At 70.5% G+C, this 22,173-nt stretch carries 17 protein-coding genes; 10 read left to right on the top strand and 7 right to left on the bottom strand.

Going from position 1 to position 22,173, the window contains the following annotated elements; genetic code table 11:
• Positions 1–19 precede the first annotated feature (19 nt).
• The 4 genes from ACZ4WS_RS03565 to ACZ4WS_RS03550 form a co-directional block, all read right to left on the bottom strand.
• A complete protein-coding gene (locus ACZ4WS_RS03565) occupies positions 20–2,071 on the bottom strand; it encodes a beta-galactosidase (RefSeq protein WP_467976721.1) in 2,052 nt (683 codons plus the stop codon).
• Between the two features lie 102 nt (positions 2,072–2,173).
• On the bottom strand, positions 2,174–3,517 hold the full coding sequence (locus ACZ4WS_RS03560; RefSeq protein ID WP_467976720.1) for an ABC transporter substrate-binding protein: 1,344 nt from the start codon (positions 3,515–3,517) through the stop codon (positions 2,174–2,176).
• A gap of 90 nt (positions 3,518–3,607) precedes the next feature.
• On the bottom strand, positions 3,608–4,552 hold the full coding sequence (locus tag ACZ4WS_RS03555; protein ID WP_467976718.1) for a carbohydrate ABC transporter permease: 945 nt from the start codon (positions 4,550–4,552) through the stop codon (positions 3,608–3,610).
• 4 nt (positions 4,553–4,556) lie between these two features.
• On the bottom strand, positions 4,557–5,483 hold the full coding sequence (locus tag ACZ4WS_RS03550; protein ID WP_467976716.1) for a carbohydrate ABC transporter permease: 927 nt from the start codon (positions 5,481–5,483) through the stop codon (positions 4,557–4,559).
• A gap of 283 nt (positions 5,484–5,766) precedes the next feature.
• On the opposite strand from ACZ4WS_RS03550, the gene ACZ4WS_RS03545 reads away from it, so the two are divergent.
• Positions 5,767–6,756 carry a LacI family DNA-binding transcriptional regulator gene (locus ACZ4WS_RS03545; RefSeq protein ID WP_467976715.1) on the top strand — a complete coding sequence of 330 codons (990 nt, stop codon included), beginning with the start codon at positions 5,767–5,769 and terminating at the stop codon, positions 6,754–6,756.
• A gap of 409 nt (positions 6,757–7,165) precedes the next feature.
• On the opposite strand, the gene ACZ4WS_RS03540 is transcribed toward ACZ4WS_RS03545, so the two are convergent.
• Together ACZ4WS_RS03540 and ACZ4WS_RS03535 are read right to left on the bottom strand one after the other, a co-directional pair.
• Positions 7,166–7,597 (bottom strand): SRPBCC family protein, encoded by a 432-nt coding sequence (locus tag ACZ4WS_RS03540; RefSeq protein ID WP_467976713.1) that lies wholly within the window; start codon positions 7,595–7,597, stop codon positions 7,166–7,168.
• 473 nt (positions 7,598–8,070) lie between these two features.
• Positions 8,071–9,255: an acyl-CoA dehydrogenase family protein gene (locus ACZ4WS_RS03535; protein WP_467976711.1), complete on the bottom strand. Its 1,185-nt coding sequence runs from the start codon at positions 9,253–9,255 to the stop codon at positions 8,071–8,073.
• 213 nt (positions 9,256–9,468) lie between these two features.
• On the opposite strand from ACZ4WS_RS03535, the gene ACZ4WS_RS03530 reads away from it, so the two are divergent.
• The 7 genes from ACZ4WS_RS03530 to ACZ4WS_RS03500 all read left to right on the top strand — a co-directional run bounded on the left by ACZ4WS_RS03530 (position 9,469) and on the right by ACZ4WS_RS03500 (position 16,022).
• Positions 9,469–10,482 (top strand): permease, encoded by a 1,014-nt coding sequence (locus ACZ4WS_RS03530; RefSeq protein ID WP_467977169.1) that lies wholly within the window; start codon positions 9,469–9,471, stop codon positions 10,480–10,482.
• A complete protein-coding gene (locus ACZ4WS_RS03525; RefSeq protein WP_467976710.1) occupies positions 10,479–11,255 on the top strand; it encodes a TIGR03943 family putative permease subunit in 777 nt (258 codons plus the stop codon). Before ACZ4WS_RS03530 ends, ACZ4WS_RS03525 begins: the two co-directional genes overlap by 4 nt.
• Before the next feature lie 177 nt (positions 11,256–11,432).
• Positions 11,433–12,368 carry an ABC transporter ATP-binding protein gene (locus ACZ4WS_RS03520; RefSeq protein WP_467976708.1) on the top strand — a complete coding sequence of 312 codons (936 nt, stop codon included), beginning with the start codon at positions 11,433–11,435 and terminating at the stop codon, positions 12,366–12,368.
• Complete coding sequence (locus ACZ4WS_RS03515) at positions 12,365–13,219, top strand: ABC-2 transporter permease (RefSeq protein ID WP_467976707.1); 855 nt, start codon at positions 12,365–12,367, stop codon at positions 13,217–13,219. Before ACZ4WS_RS03520 ends, ACZ4WS_RS03515 begins: the two co-directional genes overlap by 4 nt.
• Before the next feature lie 217 nt (positions 13,220–13,436).
• A complete protein-coding gene (locus ACZ4WS_RS03510; RefSeq protein WP_467976705.1) occupies positions 13,437–14,765 on the top strand; it encodes a sensor histidine kinase in 1,329 nt (442 codons plus the stop codon).
• A complete protein-coding gene (locus ACZ4WS_RS03505) occupies positions 14,762–15,439 on the top strand; it encodes a response regulator (protein ID WP_467976703.1) in 678 nt (225 codons plus the stop codon). Before ACZ4WS_RS03510 ends, ACZ4WS_RS03505 begins: the two co-directional genes overlap by 4 nt.
• Positions 15,440–15,479: 40 nt before the next feature.
• The gene (locus tag ACZ4WS_RS03500) at positions 15,480–16,022 is read left to right on the top strand and encodes a hypothetical protein (protein WP_467976701.1); all 543 of its coding nucleotides are present in this window, start codon (positions 15,480–15,482) and stop codon (positions 16,020–16,022) included.
• Between the two features lie 59 nt (positions 16,023–16,081).
• Here the strand turns inward: ACZ4WS_RS03500 and ACZ4WS_RS03495 are convergent, their stop codons facing one another.
• The gene (locus ACZ4WS_RS03495) at positions 16,082–17,779 is read right to left on the bottom strand and encodes a PucR family transcriptional regulator (RefSeq protein WP_467976700.1); all 1,698 of its coding nucleotides are present in this window, start codon (positions 17,777–17,779) and stop codon (positions 16,082–16,084) included.
• 226 nt (positions 17,780–18,005) lie between these two features.
• Here ACZ4WS_RS03495 and ACZ4WS_RS03490 point away from each other — a divergent pair, with 226 nt between their 5' ends.
• Positions 18,006–19,265 (top strand): aspartate aminotransferase family protein, encoded by a 1,260-nt coding sequence (locus ACZ4WS_RS03490; RefSeq protein WP_467976698.1) that lies wholly within the window; start codon positions 18,006–18,008, stop codon positions 19,263–19,265.
• Positions 19,262–22,168: an FAD-binding and (Fe-S)-binding domain-containing protein gene (locus tag ACZ4WS_RS03485; RefSeq protein WP_467976696.1), complete on the top strand. Its 2,907-nt coding sequence runs from the start codon at positions 19,262–19,264 to the stop codon at positions 22,166–22,168. The genes ACZ4WS_RS03490 and ACZ4WS_RS03485 overlap by 4 nt, the downstream gene beginning before the upstream one ends.
• The last annotated feature ends 5 nt before the right edge of the window (positions 22,169–22,173 follow it).

Below are 22,173 nucleotides of genomic sequence, written 5' to 3'. Positions count from 1 at the left end.
TGCCCCTGGGATCAGGGGGTCAGAGGGCGGGCTGTCGCAGTACGGCGACGTCCCGGGGCGGCAGAACAAGCGCGCCGTCGGTGTCTGCCCGGCCGATCAGGAGTTCCCCGTCGAGGCCGGTCAGCGGCACCGTCTCGTCGGTCCGGTTGACCAGGAACAGGAAGCGGCTGTCGGCGCCGCGGCGCACGATCAGCTCGACGTTTCCCCTCGCGCCGTCGGGCAGTTCACTGTGGACGCCGGCGGGAGCGAGCAGCTTCGGCAGCAGCCCGGTGAGGCCGTCCGCGCCCAGCCGGGTGGAGACGTACGCGGCCGAGCCCCGGCCCACCGTGCGGCGGGTGACGGCGGCGAGGCCGGCGTACGTACCGCTGCGGTAGTGGGCCAGTACCTCCACCTCGGGGTCGGTGACGGTGATCCGGTCGGTCCACAGGGCGCCCGTGGTGGCGCCGTCCAGGTCCAGTTCGACCGTGTCGCCGTCGAGCAGTGGACCGAACTCCTCGATGCGGATGCCGAGCAGATCGCGCAGGGCTCCCGGGTAGCCGCCGAGCCAGATGTGGTCGTTCTCGTCGACGACACCGGAGAAGTACGTGGTGACCAGGTGGCCACCGTGCTCGACGTACCGCGTGAGTTCCTTGGCCAATGCCGCGGGGACCATGTGCAGCACGGGTGCGATCAGGAGTTCGTACCGGTCGAGGTCGGTCTGCGCGGTGACGATGTCGGCCCGTACGCCGAGGGCGAGGAGGGCGGAATACCAGTCGAGCCCCTCCCCGCGGTAGTCCAGGAGGGAGGTCGGGTGGGAGTCCTGCTCGCTCGCCCACCACGATTCCCAGTCGAAGACGATCCCGACCCGGGCCGGCTCACGCTCGGTCCCGGCGACCGGGGCCAGCGTCCGCAGGGTCTGCCCGAGCGCGGTCACCGCGCGGAAGACCTCGCTGTCGGACCCGGCGTGCGGCACCATCGCCGAGTGGTACTTCTCGGCGCCGGCCGCCGACTGCCGCCACTGGAAGAAGCACACGGCGTCGGCGCCGTGCGCGACGTGCAGCAGCGAGTCACGGGCCAGGTCGCCGGGCCGCTTGGCGACGTTGACGGGCTGCCAGTTGACGGCGCTGGTGGAGTGCTCCATGAGGAACCACGGGCGTCCGCCGGAGATGCCGCTGACGAGGTTGGCGGAGAAGGACAGCTCGTCCCGGTCCTGCGGGCCGGGCATGACGTAGTGGTCGTTGGAGACGAAGTCGATCTCACCGGCCCAGTCGGCGTAGTTCATCCCCTTGGTACCGCCCATCACCATGAAATTGGTGGTGACCGGCACCCCGGGCGTGATCTCGCGCAGCATGTCCCGCTCCGCGCGCAGGTACTCCTTCAGCGCGTCGGAGGAGAACCGCTTGAAGTCCAGCTGCTGCGTGGGGTTGGGGTAGGAGGCGGCCAGCCGGGGCGGCAGGATCTGCTCCCAGTCGCTGAGCCGCTGGGACCAAAAGGCCGTGCCCCAGGCGTGGTTGAGGCCGTCGAGGGTGGTGTAGCGGGCGCGCAGCCAGTCGCGGAAGGCGCGGGCCGCGTCGTCGGAGTAGTCGTAGATGTTGTGGCAGCCCAGCTCGTTCGAGATGTGCCAGGCCACCAGCGCGGGATGGTCCGCGTACCGCTCGGCCATCTTCCGCACCAGGCGCAGCGCGTGGTCGCGGAAGACGGGCGAGGTGGGGCGCCAGTGCTGCCGCCCCCCTGGCCACAGCGTCTCGCCGGAGGCGGTCACCGGGAGGATCTCCGGGTGCGCCGTGCTGAGCCAGGGCGGCGGGGAGGCGGTGGCGGTGGCCAGGTCGACCCCGATGCCGCCCGCGTGCAGCAGGTCCATGATCTCGTCGAGCCAGCTGAAGTCCCACTCGTTCTCGGCCGGCTGGATGCGGGCCCAGGAGAAGATCCCCAGGGAGACGATGTTGACGCCGGCCTCGCGCATCAGCCGTACGTCCTCCTCCCACACCTCGCGTGGCCACTGCTCCGGGTTGTAGTCGGCGCCGTAGGCGAGGCGGGGCGTGGGATCACCGTCCGGTCCGTGCCGCAACTGGGACAGGAGGGTGGAGATCATGGTGGTCCTTCCGGTGTACTGCACGGGGGTGGCGCGAGATGCGTGGTCGATTCCGAGCGGCTGCCGCTGAGCGCCTGCTCCTCAGCGGCAGCTTCCGAGCGGTTACTTCTGGACGGTGAAGCCCTGCTCGTTTCCGTACTTGACGGAGGCGTCCTGCCAGCTCTCCAGGCCGGCGGTCAGCTTGGTGCCGGACACGTAGGCCTTGCCGACGGTGTCGTTGAAGATCGAGTTGGCGTAGACCTGGTAGGGCAGGTACGACCAGTCCGAGGCGACGTTCGCGGCCGACTCGGCGAAGATCTTGTTGGCCTTCTGCCCGCCGAAGTACGGGAATTCGGTGTTCTGGAACGCCTCGGACTGGAGGTCCGCGGTGGTCGCCGGGAAGGCGCCCGCCTTCAGGCGCGTCTGCACGCCCGCGCCGGCGTTCGCGTACTCGGCGAAGGCGTAGGCGAGTTCCTTGTTCTTGCCCAGCGTGGGCAGGGCGAGCGAGCTGCCGCCGTTCTCCGCGCTGGCCTTGTCACCCGCGGTCCACGCGGGCAGCGGCGCCGCGCGCCAGTCGCCGGAGGCGTCCTTCACACCGGTGGCGAAGTTGGCCGGCATCCAGGCGCCGGTGGCGAGGGTCGCGATGGTGCCGTTGCCGAGCCCCTTGTACCAGTCGTCGCTCCAGCCGGTGATGGGCGCGAGCAGCTTCTCGTCGAGGAGCTTCTGCCAGACCTCGGTGTACTTCTTGGCACCCGCGTCGGAGAAGTCGATCTTCACCTTGGTGCCGTCGACCGTGTAGGGGCGCGAACCGGCCTGCCACAGCAGGCTGGTGGTCTCACCGGCGTCGCCGGTGTCATTGGCGATGTACGCCTTGGGGTCGGCCTTGTGCAGGTCGCGGGCCGCCGTGAGGTACTCGTCCCAGGTGGTCGGCACCTTGATCTTGTACTTGTCGAAGACCTTCTTGTTGTAGAACAGCGCCATCGGCCCGGAGTCCATGGGCAGGGCGTAGATGTTCTTGGTGCCGGCCTTCACGGCGTTGAGCGGGCCGGGGGAGTACTTGCTCGCGAGCTTGTCGGCGCCGTACGGCGTCAGGTCGTCGAGGCCCTTCGTCAGCGCGTACTGGCCCAGCGCGTAGTACTCGATCTGCGCGACGTCGGGGACGCCCTTCTTCGCGGAGATGGCGTTCTGCAGCGCCTTGTACTGGTCGTTGCCGGTGCCCGCGTTGACGAGATTGACCTTGACGGCGGGGTGTTCCTTCTCGAAGTCGGCCGCGACCTGCTTGAGCGTCGGCTCCCAGGCCCACACCGTGAGGGTGCCGCCCTTCTTCAGGGCCGCGTCGATGTCCTTGGCGGAGACCGGCTTCGAGCTGGAGCTGTTGTCGTCGGAGCCGCCGCAGGCGGTCGCGCCGAGAGCCAGGGCGGAGAGCAGGGCGAGGCCGCGCACAAGGCGGCGAGGGTTCATGTGCATGGACGTGCTTCCACTTCGTCGTGGCCGAAACCGTGCCTGATGAGGGTTGAGGAACTGTGGGGGAGACCGTGCTGTGCGGGGGCTTGAGGGCTATTCCTTGACGCTTCCGGCGGCGAGACCGGACTGCCAGTACTTCTGGAGGAGCAGGAACGCGGCGATCAGCGGCAGAATGGTGATCAGCGAGCCGGTGATCACCAGGTTGAAGACGGGTGTGCCACCGGCGGTCGCGGCCTGGGCGTTCCAGCTGTTCAGGCCCAGGGTCAGCGGATACCAGTCGGGGTCCTTGAGCATGATCAGCGGCAGGAAGTAGTTGTTCCAGGTGGCGACCATCGTGAACAGCGAGACGGTCACGATGCCGGGTGCCAGCAGTGGCAGGACGACCTGGAAGAAGGTGCGCAGTTCGCCCGCGCCGTCGATGCGGGCGGCCTCCATCAGTTCGTCGGGAATGGCCTCGGTGGCGAAGACCCACATCAGATAGAGGCCGAAGGGCGAGATGAGGGACGGAATGATCACCGACCACGGGGTGTCGGTCAGCCCCATCTTGCTGAACATCAGGAAGGTGGGCACGGCCAGGGCGGTGCCCGGCACCGCGACGGCACCGATGACGACCGCGAACACGGCACGCTTGCCGGGGAACGTGAACTTCGCCAGGGCGTAACCGCCCAGCACCGCCAGCAAGGTGGCACCGCCGGCCCCGACGACGACGTACAGGACGGTGTTCATCAGCCAGCGGGCGAAGACGCCGTCGTTGTAGGTGAACGTCTCCTTGATGTTGTCCCACAGCGCGAAGTCGCCGTTGAACCAGAGACCGAACGAACTGGCCAGCCCCTGCTGGGTCTTGGTGGCGCTGATGACCAGCCATGCCAGGGGGACGAGGGAGTAGAGCAGGATCAGACCGGTGAGGACGGTCAGCAGCACACTGCGGCGCGGGCGGCCCGGGCCCTGCAGGCGCGGCTTGCGCAGCCGGGGTATCGGGCCCGAGGAGCCGGACGGGGCGGGTGCGGCCGGGGAGACGGTGGTGGCGGGGCTGCTCATCGCTTCAGGCTCCCTTGCGCATGCCGCGCAGCTGGACGATGTAGGCGATGACCATGGTGATCAGGCCCATGACGATGGCGACCGTCGCGGAGTAGTTGTGCTGCTGGCCCGAGAAGGACAGCGAGTACGTGTAGTAGTTCGGGGTGTAGTCGGTGGTGATGGTGTTGGGCGCCAGCTTCTGCAGGATGCTCGGCTCGTTGAACAGCTGGAAGGTGCCGATGATCGAGAAGATCGTCGCGATCACCAGGGCGCCCCGGATGGCCGGGAGCTTGATTGCGGTGATCACGCGGAACTGTCCGGCGCCGTCGATCGCCGCGGCCTCGTACAGCGAGTGCGGGATGACACGGAGCGCGGCGTAGAAGATCAGCATGTTGTAGCCGACGAACTCCCAGGTGACGATGTTGCCGATCGACGCCAGGACCAGGCCGGGAGAGAGCGGGTTGGGCAGCGATACGCCCAGGGCGTCGTTGATGTCGCCCACGAGGCCGAAGCGGGCGCCGTACATGTAGCCCCACATGAGGGTGGCGACCACGGCGGGCACCGCGTACGGCAGGAAGATCGAGATCCGGAAGAAGTCCCTGCCGTACAGCCGCCCGCTGTCGAGGGCGAGCGCGACGAGCAGGGCGATGCCCAGCATGATCGGCACCTGGACCAGCAGAAACAGTGACACGCGCGCCAGGGAGTCCCAGAACTGGTGGTCCTGCAGGGCCTGTTGGTAGTTGTCCAGGCCCACGAAGGAGGTGCCGCCGATGAGCTTGTCGCGGAAGAGGCTCAGGTAGATCGAATAGGCGATGGGAGCCAGGAAGACGAAGGCGAAGACCACCGCGAAGGGGCCGACGAACCCCCACCCTGTCCACGAACGGCGGTCCCGTTTCGCCGGAGGCCGGTCCGGGCGCCGTGTTACGGCCGTGGGGGGTTGAAGCGTCGTCATGTCGTTCCTCGCTCGTCCATCTCGGAACCGGCGTCTTACGCCGTCGCGATGTTTGCGTAAACATCACGCCCCGCGGAGAGCCTTGGGCTGTTATGTTTACGTAAACATCTGATGGCGGCATGTCTACACTGCGCCAATGTCGGCGGTCAAGGGTCGCCTGGTGAAACTGCGACTCGGGTAACAAGGGAGACAGGTGGACACGGCGGACAGCGCCTCGACGAACATGGACCGGGCATCATCGGGCAGGGGGGAACGGACGACCCGTCGCACCCAGACCGCGTCCATGGCGGATGTCGCACGTCTGGCCGGCGTCTCGTCCCAGACCGTCTCCCGCGTCTCCAACGGTTACGCGGGCGTCACCGAAGACACCCGGCTCCAGGTTCTGGCGGCCATGAAGGAACTGGGCTACCGGCCCAACAGTGCCGCCCGGGCGCTGAAACGCGGCGAATTCCGCACCATAGGTGTCATCACCTTCACGCTCTCCACCACAGGCAATATGCGCACCCTGGAGGCGATCGCCACGTCGGCTGCGCAGGAGGGCTATGCCGTCACGCTCCTGCCCGTCGCCGTCCCCACCCAGGACGAGGTGCGCGGCGCCTTCTCCCGGCTGGGAGAGCTCGCCGTCGACGCCGTCATCGTCATCATGGAAGTACATCTGCTCGATGCGGCGACCATCTCCCTGCCCCCTCATGTCCAGGTCGTCGTCGCCGATTCGGACGCGGGCGACCGTTACACCGTGGTCGACACCGACCAGGCCGGGGGAGCCCGCGCCGCCGTACGGCACCTGCTGGATCTCGGTCATCGCACGGTGTGGCATCTGGCCGGCCCCGAGGAGTCCTTCGCGGCACAGCGCCGTGCCGATGCCTGGCGCGCCGAACTCACCGAGGCGGGCCGCACCCCGCCACCCCTGCTGCGAGGCGACTGGTCGGCGGAGTCCGGCTATCGCGCGGGTCTCCGGCTCGCCGAGGAGAAGGACTGCACGGCGGTGTTCGCCGCCAACGACCAGATGGCGCTGGGCCTTTTGCGTGCCCTGCACGAGCGCGGTCGGAAGATCCCCGACGAGGTCAGCGTCATCGGCTTCGACGACATTCCCGATGCGGGCTCCTTCCTGCCGCCCCTGACCACGGTGCACCAGGACTTCGCCGAGGTGGGACGCCTCTGCGTCGAGGGCGTTCTACGGGGGATGCGCCGTGACGGGGCGGAACACGGCACCACGCTCGTACCCACGAAGGTTGTGGTGCGCGCCAGCACCGCACCGCCGCCCTCGCGCTAGAGTGCTGCGGCTTGCTGGCGGGTGCGGGGCCGTCGGCGTGATCCCCGGCACTTCAGCTCGAGCGGCATCGCGTCCTGGCAGCTTCCTCCCTCGCGCGAGCCAATGCGGCGCCGAGGGTGAGTCGCCGAGTCGCCGAGTCACGGAGTGCCGTGACGACGGCCCCGGCGGCGCGGCGGCGCAGCGGAGCAGAGGCCCCAGGGTCGAGGCTGCGGCCGGGCCGGAGACGAACAGGCCGGGCACGTTGGGCTCAATCCGGTGGTCAGTGCAGGTGACGTGTGGTGCCGTGCGGTGCCGTGCGGTGCGGCGCCGTGACGCGTGACGCCGTCCGTGCCGGCTCCGGGAGGCGATGCCGCTCGTCCTCACTGTCCGTCCACGCGCGGTGGTGACCAGTCCCGGCGCCTGTGCGCTGTCACTTTGTCCCTTCCACCAGCTCCTTGAAGTGATCGAGGTCGCTGCGCACGAGCCGTTCGATCGCGCCCACCTGGGCGAAGCCCTTCGGGCCGCCGAACGTCTCCCTGACAGTGCCCGGGTCGTACTCGATCCGGGCCTGGATCCGGGTGTTCTCCGCGTCGATGGGCAGCAGCGAGAAGGAACCCGCCAGGTCGGGACCGCTCGTGGTCTGCCACTCCATCGTGCGCTCCTGGTCACGGTCGGTGATCTCGGCGTCGAACCCCTGCGTGCGGCCGCCCGCGTCGACGTCCAGATGCGCTCGATTTCTGCCCTCCAACCGAGCCTCACGTACGCCTTCGACGAACCGCGGATAGGTCTCTATGCGGTGGAGGCGGTCCCAGGCCAGATCGGCCGGGACGCCGATGTCGACATGTTCTTCGAGAGTACTCATAAGGCACCCCAAACCTCGCTCACGGTTTACGGGTCGTGTATCCAGTGTGCTCCCCCTTCAGGATCGATGGCGCCCTGCGGGCCGTCGCGGGCGTGTACGGCTGCCGGGCGGTGTCCGCAAGAGCGCCGAGTAGAGCGGGAAGGTACGCAGCGTGAACTCGCCGTGTTGCACAGGACAGTTGAGGGTGGATGGTCCCTGGGGTGACTCGGAACGGCTTCGATCGGCTGCCCCAGGCGGCTGATTCTTCGCCCCTGGCTGCCGTGATCGCCGCACGATCGGCCGGAGGCGCCAGCTCGGCGAAGGTGCTCGGCGCGTTTTCCGCGAGCCATACCTCGATGCGGCTCCAGGACTCGGCTGTCGAAGACGTCATACGCCGGATCGTGCCATCCGGCACTGACAGCACGTCAGTCCCCGCCTCCACAGGCTGCAGATCAATGTCCCTGTGAAGTGATCAAGCGCGAGCTGTGCGAGGGCTAGAGGAAAGGAGTGCCGGCGTCGAGTCCGGACAGGACCCGGCCGTAGAGCTCCAGGTTGGTGGCGGGGTTGACGAACGAATGGAGGCTCAGGGCGTGCAGATCGCGCACGGCCCGTTGGATGGGTACCTCCCGGTGCAGGGAGGAAGCGCCGGAGGCGGAGCCGATCAGGTCTACGGCCTCCTTGCACAGCCGCGTCACGTAGCCGCTCTGGGCCCGGATCCTGGCCCGCTCCTCCGGTGTGTACGGATCGCCGCTGTCGGCCCCGGACTCGATCCGCGCGACGAACTCGCCGGTCAGCAGCTCGGCGCAGGAGATCTTCATCGCCGCCTCGGCCGCCTGCAGATGGGTGACCGCCGCCTCGTGCTGGCGCTCGTGGAAGGTGTACGTGATGCCCCGCCGATGGATCCGCTCGGTGAACTCCGCCAGGGCCGCCCGCGCCAGGCCGAGTGCGTTCGGCGCCGTCCACGCGCAGAACAGGAGCAGCACCGGCATCCGGTAGAAGGGGTCGGCGGCGTTGGTCTTCGACGGGAAGGCGCCGCCCAGCAAGGGCCCGATCGGCAGGACGCGGTGGGCGGGTACGACGATGTCGTGGGCGGCGACGCTGTTGCTGCCGCTGCCGGCCAGACCCGAGACATGCCAGTCGTCCAGGACCTCCAGATCGGCCATGGGGACGGCGGTCCACAGCACCTCGGGCGGCCCGTCACCGGACTCGACCCGGACCGTCAGCAGATGCCAGTCGGCGTCCTGGCAGCCGGTGGCGAAGGCGGAGGTGCCGTTGACCACGTAGCCGCCGTCCGTCGCGACCGCTGTGGCGTCGGGAATGAGGGTGCCGCCGACCCGTACGTCGGGGCTGGTGAAGATCTCGTCCTGCGCCTCGTCGGGGAAGAGCGCCGCGATGTAGGAGCAGCCGGCCTGGATCAGGCCCATGAAGGCGGCCGAACCGCAGGCGGCGGCGATCTCGGCCACGGTGTCGACCTGGGTCCGCAGCCGGGTCTGGTAACCGCCGTACCGCCGGGGGACGTTCATCCGGTAGATCCCGGCGTCCGTCAGTGCCGCGACGACCTCACTCGTCACCCGCCTCTCCTGCTCGGTGCGCAGGGCGTGCTCGCTGATGAGCGGCTGCAGAGCCCGTACGCGTTCGACGATTCCGGCATCGGAAGGAGGTGCTGACGACGGAGCCATGGACGACCTCCGGGCGCGACGGGACCTCACCGTGACGCGGTTCGCTCCGACTGTCAACGCCGCTGTGCACCGGTGCCCGTTCCGTCACCCGGCTCGGCGGCGGAATTCCATCACTCGTTCGCGACGGCGTGTGTGCGCGGCGGCGGTCGGAGTCCTCGCTATCTTCGGCCGTAATATCCGATATTCGGAGTAAAAGTGCAAAAAACGGATGATCTGTTTGATGTGGCGGCCCCGCCGAGCGTGCTGACCGCCGCCCCACCCGAGCGTCGCGCCGTCCAAGGGCCGCTCGTCGCCGGGGCCGCGATGGCCATCGGTGTGGCGGTCGTCCTCGCCTTCACGGGGACTCAGTGGCTGAACCAACCGGCGATCGCGGCCTGGCGCACCGTCTGTCTGGCCATCACCGTCCAGGCGCTGCCCTTTCTCCTGCTGGGCACACTCCTCTCCGGGGCGATCAACGCCTTCGTGCCGGCACAGGTGTTCAGCAAGCTGTTGCCCAAGCATCCGGCGCTCGCCGTGCCGGTCGCGAGCGCTGCCGGTGTCGTCCTGCCGGGCTGTGAGTGCGCTTCGGTGCCCGTCGCGAACAGCCTGATCGGGCGTGGCGTCACCCCGGCCGCGGCCTTCGCGTTCCTCCTGTCGGCGCCTGCCATCAACCCGATCGTGCTGACCGCCACGGCGGTCGCCTTCCCCGGCAGCCCGGAGATGGTCGCGGCCCGGCTGCTCGCCTCGCTCGCCACCGCCGCCGTGATGGGGTGGCTGTGGCTCTGGCTGGGGCGCGCGGAGTGGCTGCGGCCCGCCGTCCGGCACACCGGACACCAGCCGGGCCACGGTCGCTGGACCGAGTTCCGCCTGGGCTTCCAGCACGACTTCTTGCACGCCGGCGGCTTCCTCGTGCTGGGCGCCATGGCTGCGGCCACCTTCAACGTCGCGGTACCGCGTTCCGTGTTGGACACCTTCTCCGGCTCGCCCTGGCTCTCCGTACTGTTCCTGGCCGGGCTCGCCGTCATCCTGGCGGTCTGCTCCGAGGCCGACGCGTTCGTCGCCGCCTCGCTCACCGGCTTCTCGCCCGTCGCGCGGCTGGCCTTCATGGTGGTCGGCCCGATGGTCGACCTGAAACTGATCGCCCTTCAGACGGGCACCTTCGGCCGGGCCTTCGCCCTCCGCTTCTCCAGCGCGACCACCGTCGTGGCGGTCGTCTGCAGCGTGCTGATCGGAGGCGGCCTGCTGTGAAGCGCCACCCGCAGGTCCTCCTGCTCGTCCTGACCGGCGTCGGCCTGTTGCACGCCTCCCTCTTCAGCGACCTCTACCTGCGCTACGTCAAGGAGGGGCTGCGGCCCCTGCTGATCGCAGCCGGGATCCTGCTCCTCGTACTGGGCCTGTTGGGCGCCGTCCTGGACGGCAAGGGCGGCGATCACCCGGGAGACGACCACGGGCCCGACCACGGGCCCGACCACGGGCCCGACCGCGGGCACGGTCACGGACACGATCACTCCACCGCACCCCGCGTCGCCTGGCTGCTCTTCCTCCCCGCTCTCAGCCTCCTCCTCTACGCCCCACCCGCCCTCGGCGCGTACACCGCATCGCGGGCGAACGACAAGGCGGTCAAGGAGCAGAAGCGGTTCGAGCCGCTGCCCGCGGCCTCGCCCGTCCCCATGACCCTCACGGACTTCACCGCCCGCGTGCAGCAGGACCGCGAGCGCGGCATCAAAGGCCGCACCGTCCGGATGACCGGCTTCGTCACGCCCGTCGGACAAGGCGGTGGCTGGTATCTGACCCGGATCATCTTCACCTGCTGTGCTGCGGACTCGCAGTCCGTCAAGGTCCGGATGTACGGGACTCCCGCCCTGCCCGCCGACACCTGGGTGGCCGTCACCGGGAGCTGGCACCCCCAAGGCGTGCTGGGCACGAGGTCCGCGGCGGCCGCCCTCGACGTCCGGCACACCCAGCCCATCGCTCAGCCGGTCAACGCCTACACGGACGACCTCCCCCTCACACCCTCCTAGCCGACGGCGGCAGCCCATGACCAGCCAGGACAGGCGCGGCCGTCCCAGTCGTACCGCGGTACTACACGCCCAACCGCAATGACCCCCGGAGTACCACGGATCCCGGCCCGCGGGCTCCTAGCGTGGTGGGTGAGCAAGCCAGTCGGGGTCCTGCCCCCCCGAACATGAGGGAGAACGATGATCGAGGCGCAGCAGCTGACGAAGCGGTACGGGGAGAAGACGGCGGTCGATCAGTTGGACTTCGTCGTCAAGCCCGGGACGGTCACCGGGTTCCTGGGCCCGAACGGCGCGGGCAAGTCCACGACCATGCGCATGATCGTCGGGCTGGACGCGCCGTCCAGCGGCAGCGTGTCCGTCAATGGCAAGCGCTACGCCCAGCACACCGCGCCGCTGCAGGAGGTCGGCGCGCTGCTGGAGGCCAAGTCGATCCACCCGGGCCGGTCCGCGTTCGACCACTTGATGGCGCAGGCCCACACCCACGGCATCCCGCGCCGCCGGGTGGAGGAGGTCATCGAGCTGACCGGGCTGCAGTCCGTGGCCAAGAAGCGCGCCGGAGCCTTCTCTCTCGGGATGGGGCAGCGGCTGGGTATCGCCGCGGCACTCCTTGGCGACCCGGCCACCATCATGCTCGACGAGCCGGTCAACGGTCTTGACCCCGAGGGCGTGCTGTGGATCCGCAACCTGCTGACCGGGCTCGCGGCGGACGGCCGTACCGTCTTCGTCTCCTCCCACCTGATGAGTGAGATGGCGCTGGTCGCCGACCACCTGATCATCGTCGGACGCGGGCGCCTGCTGGCCGACACCACCGTGCAGGACCTGGTCCGCCAGGCCGGCGGCGACACCGTGACCGTGGCGTCCGACCAGCCCGCCCGCCTGCGCGAGGTGCTGGCCGGCCCCGGCGTCGAGATCACCGGCGAGGTCGGCTCCGAGGAGCTGCACGTGACCGGCCTGTCCGCTCGCGCCATCGGTTTCAAGGCCGCCGAACACGGCATCCCGCTGTTCGAGCTCAGCTCCCGGACCGTCTCCCTGGAGCAGGCGTTCATGGACCTGACCCGTGACGCCGTCGAGTACCACGCCACCACCACCGTCGAGACCTCCGGGAGGGCGGCATGAGCACGAGCACCATGACCGTGACCGACAGCTCCTCGCCCGCACCGGTACCGACGGCGCGTCCGCAGTACAAGGTCACCGCGCGTCGGGTTCTGCGCTCCGAGTGGGCCAAACTGTGGTCCCTTCGCTCCACCTGGATCACTCTCGGCCTGGGCCTGCTGTTCCTGATCGCGTTCGGCGTGATCGCCGCCGCGCACTACAAGTCCGAGCTCAACTCCGGCCGTCCCTTGCGCCCGGACGACGCCGGGGCCACCGCGCTCAGCCTCTCCCTGTTCGGCACGAACTTCGCGCAGCTGGCGCTCGGCGTCCTGGGCGTTCTGGTCACCGCCGGCGAGTACTCCACCGGCATGATCCGCTCCACGCTGGCCGCGGTTCCGCGCCGCCTGCCGGTGCTGTGGTCCAAGGCGGCGGTGTTCGGGCTGGTCGCCCTGGTCGTCGCCACCATCGGTGTCTTCGTCGCGTTCCCCATCGCCGGCGGTCTGCTCTCCGGCACGCGTGCGGCTCTCACCCTCTCCGACTCCGGTGTCGTCCGGAGCCTGCTGGGCGCCGGTCTCTACCTCGGCCTGGTCGGCGTGATCGGCACCGCCCTGGGCGCGCTGCTCCGCTCGGTCGCCGGTGGCATCGCGGTCCTGGTCGGCGTGCTGATGCTGGTTCCCGGCCTGATCTCGCTGCTGCCCACCTCGTGGCAGGACAACATCAGCCCGTACCTGCCCAGCAACGCGGGCGAGGCGATGTTCGCGCTGCACCACGACGCGACGACCTTGTCGCCCGCCGCCGGGCTCGCGGTCTTCCTCGGCTGGACCGTGCTCGCGCTGGCAGGCGCCGCCTACCGCCTCGTACGCACCGACGCCTGACGACGCCCCTCCCCGCGACCGGCGCGGCACCCGACCGGGTCACCAGGTCGGATGCCGCGCCGATCGGCCGCTCCGAGCCATGACGGACGCACGGACGGACACACGCACGCACGGGCGGACGCACCCACGAACGGACGGACGGGCGGATGCATGGGCGGACCCGCGGATGGACACACAATGGACAGGTGACACCCATGAGCACGGACCAGTGACACCCATGAGCATCGACGACGCGGCGCCCACGGGGGCACCCTCCCAGCTGCCCTCCGCCGAGGCGGACCTCCTGTGGAGTCACCCCCTGGCCAGTCGGTTGTCCCGCCTCGGCCGTCGGGTCAAGGAGGGCGACCGGAACCACCCGTGGATCCTGGACGCGTGTGTGGTCGCTGCCGTGGTTCTGATGTTCTGCGTGCCGGACCTGGTGCACGACGGCGAACGGCACCGCTTCGACGCCACCTTCACCCGCCTGCCCTGGCCGGGGACACTCGCGCTGCAGGCCGGACTGGTACTGCCCCTGCTGTGGCGGCGCAGAAGGCCGGCACTGGCGTTCGCCGTGATCGCCGCGGTGTTCTATCTCCAGTGGTCCCTGGGAGTCTGGCTGCGCGGCGACGTCGCCCTGATGATCGCCCTCTACAGCCTGGTGCTGCACGGGCCGCTTCGGCAGCTGCCCGTGGCCTGCGCCGTCACGGCCGGCGCCCTGGGCCTGGTCGCCCTACGGCTGCCGTCCGGGGTGTCGGTCCTGGATGCGCTGTTCTTCCTACTCAGCACGATAACTGCGGCAGTCGCGCTGGGACTCGCCGTACGGATCCGGCGCGCCCAGCTCGCCGGCCTACGCGACCGCGCGACCCGCCTGGAGATCGAACGCGACCAGCGCAGCAAACTGGCCGCCGCCGCCGAGCGCACCCGCGTGGCCCGCGAGATGCACGACATCGTCGGCCACAACCTCTCCGTCATCATCACGCTGGCCGACGGTGGCGCGTACGCGACCGACCTCGCGCCCGAACGCGGCAAGCAGGCGCTGCTCCTCATCGGTGACACCGGACGCCAGGCGCTGGGTGAACTGCGCCGTATGCTCGGCGTCCTGCGCGAGCAGACCCGCACCCCCGACACCCCCGAACTCAGCCCGCAGCCCGGCATAGCGGACATCGACGCCCTGTGCGCCAGGATCCGTGCGGCCGGTCCGCAGGTCGTCTACCGCACCGGCGGCGAGCTGGACACCCTGGACCGCGGTGTCCAGCTGACCGTCTACCGCATCCTTCAAGAGGCCCTCACCAACGCCCTCAAGCACGCGGGCCACGACACCCGAGTCGGCCTGACGGTGAGCGTGCAGGACACTCAGCTGAACATCGACGTCCATGACACCGGCCCGAGTGGCACAACCGCCCGGCCCGGACCGCCCCACGACGAAGGACACGGACTCGCCGGTATGAGAGAACGCGCGGCCCTCTACGACGGGACCGTCACCGCGGGACCCGCCCCCGGCGGAGGATGGACGGTGCGGGCCACCCTCGACCTCACCCCGCTGACCGAAACGGGCGGTGCGGCGTGACCACTGTGCTCATCGTGGACGACCAGCCACTGCAACGCCTCGGCTTCCGCATGCTCCTGGAGAGCAATCCCGACACCGAGGTCGTGGGGGAGGCGGCCCACGGCGGCGAGGCCGTCCGCAGGGCCGCCGAACTCCGCCCGGACGTGATTCTCATGGACGTACGGATGCCCGGCATGGACGGCATCGAGGCCACCCGCCGTGTCGTCGCCTCCGGTGACCGCTCCCGCGTCCTCATCCTGACCACCTTCGATCTGGACGAATACGCGCACGCGGCCCTGCGTGCGGGAGCCAGCGGATTCCTCCTCAAAGACGCCCACCCGGAGGAACTGCTGGCCGGGATCCGCGCGGTCGCGGCGGGCGACGCCGTCATCGCCCCCGCACTGACCCGCCGCCTCCTGGACGCCTACGCCCGGCACCTGCCACAGGAGTCGTCGAGCCGTACGGCAGCGGACGACCCCAGGGTGCGCTCCCTGACCGAACGCGAGTACGAGATCCTGGTCGCCATCGGCCAGGGCTGGAGCAACCGTGAGATCGCCGAGCGCCTGGTCGTGGCGGAATCCACGGTGAAGACCCACGTCGGCCGCGTCCTGGCGAAGGTGGGAGCCCGTGATCGTATCCAGGCCGTCATCCTCGCCTATGACCTCAGGCTCGCCCGCCCGAACGCACTCGAATAGAGGGGTGGCCCTCATGGGCGGGCGTCCCGAAGATGGAGACGTGCGCCTTGTCCTCTCACCGGCCGGCGAGGGCGGTCGCTGTCGCGTCGTCGTGCACCGCCGCGACGGCGTGACCCTGGAGACGCGCTCCTACGACCGCACGTTCCGGGTGCCGCACGACCTCGCCCACGCCGTCACCGAACGCGAGCTCCAGCTGGGCGCGGGCGTCTTCGGCTGCATCGCCGCCGGGGCCGTCTTCTCCTCGATGCGCGTGCTCACCGGTTCGCCACGCCATGACGCGGCAGTCCGCAGCGCCCGCATCCTCACGGCCAACGCACGCTCGATCACCCTCGCCGAAGTGCTCAGCGGCGTCCTGCACCGTGCCGTCGAAGGCTCCCTGGCAACTCCCTTGCTCGACACGGCGCGTGAGGCGTGGGGGAGTGTGGAGGAGTGCCCCTTCCCGTACAGCGAAGCCACCCTCGCCGCAGCGGCGGAAACCCTGACGGCACTGGCCGACCGCTGGAGCGGCCTCACGCCCGGCGGAGAGCTCGCGTTCGCCTGGCCCCCGGGTCTCGCCGCGCCGATCCCGACCACCCGCCGCTGAAGGCAACGGATCCAGGACTTTTGACCGATCGCGGGGTGGCGCGGCGACGATCTGCCCCGTCAGCGGATCCGCAGGACGTCGAGGGCGGCGAGCGCCACGTGCAGTTCGGTGCGCTGTTCGCCTGATTCGAGGTCGCAGTCGAGCAGGCGCTCGATGGCGCGGAGACGCTGGTAGAGGGTCTGGCGGGACAGGTCGCCGCGGCGTGCGGCGGTCGTCTTGTTGCCTGCCGCGTCCAGGTAGTGGCGCAGTGTCGGCAGGAGGTCGGTGCCCTGCCGGGCGTCGTGGTCGATGAGGCGGCCGAGATACCGCTCCGCGTAGTCCTGGATGCGGGTGTCCTCGCGCAACGCGTAGAGGAGCCGACGCAGGCCGATGTCGGACGGCTCGTGGAAGGACTTGCCCGGCGAACGCGCCGAGTCCGGTGGCGTCGCCTCGGCTACGCGGGCGGCCTCGCGGAACGAGCGGGCCGCGTGCGAGAGGGCGGTGACCTCGGAGCCGACGCTCACGACCGCGTGCGGGTCCAGGGCCCGAGCGGTGCGGCTCAGCCGTTCGACCGTGGGGCGCCACGGCTGGGAGGGGCGCAGCGCGAGCAGGATGCCGAGGCGTCCGGGGGCCAGTTGGCCCACGAGCGCCGGGATCGCCGCCGTCTCCAGCTCACGGGACAGGCAGGCCTCCGGATCCGTGTCGTCCCCTGCGGTTTCTGCCGAGTGAGTGTCCACCAGTACGGCGAGGAAGTGGTGGCTCTCCTCGGTGGGCAGGCCCAGGGCGGCGATGCGGGCGCGGGCCTCGGCGGGCGAGCGGTGGCGCTGTTCGGCGATGTCCCTGAGGGTGGTGCGGTGCGCTCTGCGTTCCCATGTCGTCGGGTGGATGAGGCGGGCGATGGTCAGGGTCATGGCCGTTCGCTCCAGGACGGTGATGTCCTCGGGCCCGAACGGCGGGGCGCACGGCGCGTCCGGCAGCATCGCCACCCGCCCCCAGCGCTCGCCCCGGTATTCCACGGGCCCCACGAGCCAGCCCTCGGGGCCGGTCACCTCCGTGCGTTCGCGGGACGGGGCCGCCCGGGAGCGCCGTTCCCAACCGGTCAGCGCGTCCTCGGCACTTCCGCCGGACGGCTCGCAGATCAGCGCCTGATGCACCAGGTTCTCCAGCACGACCGTGTGGCCGCTCATCTCCGCCGCCACGCGCACCACTTCCTCGGGTCCGGCGCCGCGCAGCGTCAGGGCGGTGAACGCCTCGTGGATCCGCTGGGCTCTGCGTATCGCCTCCGCCTGGTTGCCGAGGACGAGCGTGTGGACGACCTGGGTGACCTCCAGGAAGTTGACGTCCTTGGAGAGGGTGATGAGGGGCAGGTCGCGGGTCCGGCAGGCGCGGACCAGCGCCTCGGGCGGACGGTGGTAGCGGCGGACGAGTTCGATGACCAGGGCCGCGGCTCCGATGTCGGCGAGCTCGTCGACGTACCGGCGTACCTGGGCGGGTTCCTCCGGCAGGGGCATGCCGGTGGTGAGGACGAGCTCGCCGCCCTTGAGGAAGGAGGCGGGGTCCGTCAGCTCGGTGATGTGGACCCAGCGGACCGGCCGGTCGAGCCGGGACTCGCCCGTGACGACCCGCGGCAGCCCCGCGGCCAGGACGGGCAGCGCGAGTACGTCGGCCACGGTGAGCGGACGGCCCGCGGTGTCGCGCTCGTCGGTGTGAGGCGGCCCTGCTGTCGTCTCCGGCTCGTCGGTGTGCGGCGGCCGGGCCGTCGGGTGGTGCTCGCTCACGGTGCCTCCCTGCGTGAACGGTCACTTTGACAAGCGTCCCTGACCTGCGCAAGAGCCGGCTCTTTACGGTGGTCTCCGGCAGGGGCAGTGGGGTGCGGCCACGGCGCGTTGACACAACGTCCAAACACGGGGACCGGGGCGGACAGATCGCACGTCGTCGCAGCGCCGCACCCCGGAGATGCTCAGCACACGGACACGCTTCACGACGTAGCGCTGGGAGACGAACATGACCGCACTGTCGCCGCACCTTCGCCAGGCCACGCCCGTGGTGGCGGTCCGGGGCGAGGGCGTCCACCTGTACGGCGAAGACGGCCGCCGCTACCTCGACTTCACCGCCGGTATCGGGGTCACCAGCACCGGGCACTGTCACCCCCGTGTCGTGGCCGCCGCCCAGGAGCAGGTGGGCACGCTCGTCCACGGCCAGTACACGACGGTCATGCACCAGCCGCTGCGGCAGCTGGTCGACAAGCTCGGCGAGGTACTGCCGGCCGGGCTGGACAGTCTGTTCTTCACCAACTCCGGCAGCGAGGCGGTGGAGGCCGCGCTGCGGCTGGCCCGGCAGGCCACGGGCCGCCCGAACGTCCTGGTCTGCCACGGGGGTTTCCACGGCCGGACCGTGGCCGCCGCGTCGATGACCACCTCCGGCACCCGCTTCCGCTCCGGCTTCTCTCCACTGATGAGCGGTGTGGTCGTCACCCCGTTCCCGACGGCCTTCCGCTACGGCTGGGACGAGGAGACCGCCACCCGCTTCGCTCTCCAGGAGCTCGACTACACACTCCAGACGATCTCCTCGCCCGACGACACGGCCGCGGTCATCGTCGAGCCGGTGCTCGGCGAGGGCGGGTACGTGCCCGCGCCCCGCGCCTTCCTCGAAGGGCTGCGGGAGCGGGCGGACCGCTACGGCTTCCTGCTGATCCTGGACGAGGTGCAGACCGGCGTGGGCCGCACCGGACGGTTCTGGGGCCACGACCACTTCGGCGTCACCCCGGACATCCTGATCACCGCCAAGGGGCTGGCCAGCGGCTTCCCGCTGTCGGGCATCGCCGCCTCCGAAGAGCTGATGCGCAAGGCGTGGCCGGGTTCGCAGGGCGGTACGTACGGCGCCAACGCGGTGGCCTGCGCCGCGGCTTGCGCCACGCTCGACGTCGTACGCGACGAGAAGCTGGTGGAGAACGCCGAGTCGATGGGCGCCCGGCTGCGCACCGGACTGGAAACGGTCGCCGCCGGCACACCGGCCATCGGGGACGTGCGCGGCCTGGGGCTGATGCTCGCCAGCGAGTTCGTCACCGAGGACGGCAGCCCCGACCCCGAGACCGCCGCCCGGGTGCAGCGGGCCGCCGTGGACGAGGGTCTGCTCCTGCTGCTGTGCGGGGCCTGGAACCAGGTGGTCCGGATGATCCCCGCGCTCGTGATCGACGAGACGGCGGTCGACGAGGGGTTGCGGGCGTGGGGCGCCGCCGTGGCGGCCGGAGTGGCGGCGCGATGAGCGGTGACGACGCCCTGGAGCGAGTGGTCGCCGAGATCGAGGAGACCGCTCCCGGAATGCGGCTGGAGACCGGTGCGGGCCGCACCGGCCCCTACGCCTACGACGCCTCCAACTACCGAGTTCCACCACGGGCCGTGGCCTTCCCGCGCTCCACCACGGACGTACGCGCCGTCCTGCGCGCCTGCCGCGCGACCGGCATCCCCGTCACCGCGCGGGGCGGCGGCACCAGCATGGCGGGCAACGCCGTCGGGCCGGGGGTCGTCCTGGACTTCTCCCGCCACATGAACCGCGTCCTGGACATCGACGCGGACGCGGGCACCGCTCGCGTCGAGGCCGGAGTGGTGCTCGACGAGCTGCGGACGGCAGCCGGTCGGTACGGGCTGACCTTCGGCCCGGACCCGTCCTCGCACAGCCGCTGCACCCTCGGCGGCATGATCGGCAACGACGCGTGCGGCAACCGCTCCGTGCGGCACGGGCGGACCAGCGGCCACGTCGAGTCCCTGGAGATCGTCACCGCCGACGGTGTCCACGCCGTCGCCGATCACACCGGACTGCGCGCGGCCGACCCCGCCGATCCGGACGCCGTACGCCACGTCGACCGGATCGAGCAGGGCGTGCGACAGCTCATCGCCGATCAACTGGCGCTGATCCGGAAGGAGTTGGGACGAATCCCCCGGCAGGTCTCCGGCTACCAGCTCCATCACCTGCTGCCCGAGAACCGCTTCGACATGGCCCGCGCCCTGGTGGGCACCGAGGGCACCTGCGCCGTCGTCACCGCCGCGACCGTACGCCTGGTGGCGACCGCACCGGCCTCGGCGCTGCTCGCGCTCGGCTACGACGATGTGGTCGACGCCGCCGAGGACGTCCCCGAGATCCTGCGCTGGTCGCCCACCGCGGTGGAGGGCATGGACGAGGCGATCGTCGCCACGATGCGCGCCCGGCGTGGCCCGGACTCCGTCACCGGACTGCCCGCGGGGCGCGCGTGGCTGTACGTCGAACTCGACGGCGACGAGGAGGCGTTGGTCGCGACCCGCGCGGCCCAGCTCCTTGACGCCCTCAAGGCGGCGGGCCGGATGACCGACGGCCGGGTGGTGGAGAGCGCCTCCCAGCGGCGTTCCCTGTGGCGGGTCCGCGAGGACGGCGCGGGTCTCGCCGCCCGGCTGGTGGAGGGCGGGGAGTCCTGGCCCGGGTGGGAGGACGCGGCCGTCGCCCCGGATCAACTCGCCGCCTACCTGCGGGACTTCCGCACACTTCTGGCCGGGCACGGGCTCACCGGAGTGCTGTACGGGCACTTCGGCGCGGGCTGCGTCCATGTGCGCATCGACTTCGACTTCGCCACGGACACCGGCCGGGCCGCCGCCCGCCACTTCCTCCAGGAGGCCGCGGCTCTCGTTGTCCGGCACGGCGGGACGCTCTCCGGCGAACATGGCGACGGGCGGGCCCGTGGTGAGTTGCTGGAGGTCATGTACAGCCACCCGATGATCGAGGCGTTCGCCGCCTTCAAGCGGATCTTCGATCCGGACGGGCTGCTGAATCCGGGCGTCATCGTGGCACCGGCCGCGCTCGACACCGACCTGGCACTGTCCGGGCCGCCCCCGGTGGGTGACCGCCGCACGCTCTTCACCTTCCCGCACGACGAGGAGGGCTTCGCCGGTGCGGCCCGCCGCTGTGTCGGCGTCGGTCGCTGCCGCAGCGACGCGGGCGGTGTGATGTGCCCCAGCTACCGCGCCACCGGCGACGAGAACGACTCCACCCGCGGGCGGGCCCGCCTGCTCCAGGAGATGCTGCGCGGGGAGACCGTCCGCGACGGCTGGCGCTCGACGGAGGTCCGCGACGCCCTCGACCTGTGCCTTTCCTGCAAGGCGTGCTCCACCGACTGCCCGGTCGGGGTCGACATGGCCACGTACAAGGCGGAGTTCCTGCACCAGCACTACAAGGGCAGGCTGCGCCCCCGCTCCCACTACTCCCTGGGCTGGCTGCCCGTCACCTCAGCCCTGGCCGGATACGTGGCACGCCCGGTCAACGCGCTCCTGCGCGGGCCGCTCGGCAGGCTGCTCGCCCGTGCCGGGGGAGTGACCAGGGAACGTACGATCCCCGCCTTCGCCTCCCGGCGCGCCCTGCGTTCAGCACTGCGTTCCGCGCTGCGCGAGGCTCCTGGGGCCGAACAGACTGTCCCGGCAAGGGTGTTGCTCTTCGTCGACAGTTTCACCCGGGCCTTCCGTCCGCAGGTCGCCGGGGCCGCCGTCCGGGTGCTGGCAGCCGCCGGGATTCCGAGCGTGGCACGTGACGGACTGTGCTGCGGACTGACGTGGGTCAGCACGGGCCAACTCGCCGTCGCCCGCCGGGTCATGGCCCGTACGGTGGCCCATCTCGACGGCGAGGAGCTGCCGATCGTCGTGGCGGAACCCAGCTGCGCCGCCGCCCTCAAGCGCGACGTGCCCGAACTCCTCGGCACCGACGCCGCCCGGCGCGTCGCGGCCCGCGTCCACACCCTGACCGGCGCCCTGACCGACCTCGCAGCGTCGGACTGGACCGCCCCGCCCTTGCCGTCGAACGTCCTGTTGCAGACCCACTGCCACGAGTACGCCACCTTCACCGGCCGCCACCCGCGCGACCTGCTGCGCCGGCTCGGCGTACGGAAAGTGGCGGAAGCAGAGGGCTGCTGCGGGCTCGCCGGGAACTTCGGCTTCGAGGAACAGCACTACGACACTTCGATGGCCGTCGCCGCTCTGTCGCTGGGACCGCGCCTCGACCAACTCCCGGACCGCGGAGCCGTCGTGGTGGCCGACGGCTTCAGCTGCGCCACCCAGATCGACCACCTCGCCGGCGGCCGGGGCATCCGCGCCGTCCACCTCGCAGAACTGCTCGACCCCGCCGCCGACCAGCCAGGAGAGACACCGTGAGCATC

The organism is Streptomyces sp. NPDC029292 (genome assembly GCF_055569295.1).
The sequence above is the reverse complement of the archived record's forward strand: the minus strand, read 5'-3'. Positions and strand labels throughout refer to the sequence as shown.

Coding starts and splice junctions, on each gene's coding strand:
- ACZ4WS_RS03535 (WP_467976711.1), bottom strand. CDS start 9,255: ATGGCTCCGTCGTCAGCACCTCCTTCCGATGCCGGAATCGTCGAACGC.
- ACZ4WS_RS03555 (WP_467976718.1), bottom strand. CDS start 4,552: ATGAGCAGCCCCGCCACCACCGTCTCCCCGGCCGCACCCGCCCCGTCC.
- ACZ4WS_RS03565 (WP_467976721.1), bottom strand. CDS start 2,071: ATGATCTCCACCCTCCTGTCCCAGTTGCGGCACGGACCGGACGGTGAT.
- ACZ4WS_RS03540 (WP_467976713.1), bottom strand. CDS start 7,597: ATGAGTACTCTCGAAGAACATGTCGACATCGGCGTCCCGGCCGATCTG.
- ACZ4WS_RS03485 (WP_467976696.1), top strand. CDS start 19,262: ATGAGCGGTGACGACGCCCTGGAGCGAGTGGTCGCCGAGATCGAGGAG.
- ACZ4WS_RS03545 (WP_467976715.1), top strand. CDS start 5,767: ATGGCGGATGTCGCACGTCTGGCCGGCGTCTCGTCCCAGACCGTCTCC.
- ACZ4WS_RS03520 (WP_467976708.1), top strand. CDS start 11,433: ATGATCGAGGCGCAGCAGCTGACGAAGCGGTACGGGGAGAAGACGGCG.
- ACZ4WS_RS03515 (WP_467976707.1), top strand. CDS start 12,365: ATGAGCACGAGCACCATGACCGTGACCGACAGCTCCTCGCCCGCACCG.
- ACZ4WS_RS03560 (WP_467976720.1), bottom strand. CDS start 3,517: ATGCACATGAACCCTCGCCGCCTTGTGCGCGGCCTCGCCCTGCTCTCC.
- ACZ4WS_RS03490 (WP_467976698.1), top strand. CDS start 18,006: ATGACCGCACTGTCGCCGCACCTTCGCCAGGCCACGCCCGTGGTGGCG.
- ACZ4WS_RS03550 (WP_467976716.1), bottom strand. CDS start 5,483: ATGACGACGCTTCAACCCCCCACGGCCGTAACACGGCGCCCGGACCGG.
- ACZ4WS_RS03510 (WP_467976705.1), top strand. CDS start 13,437: ATGAGCATCGACGACGCGGCGCCCACGGGGGCACCCTCCCAGCTGCCC.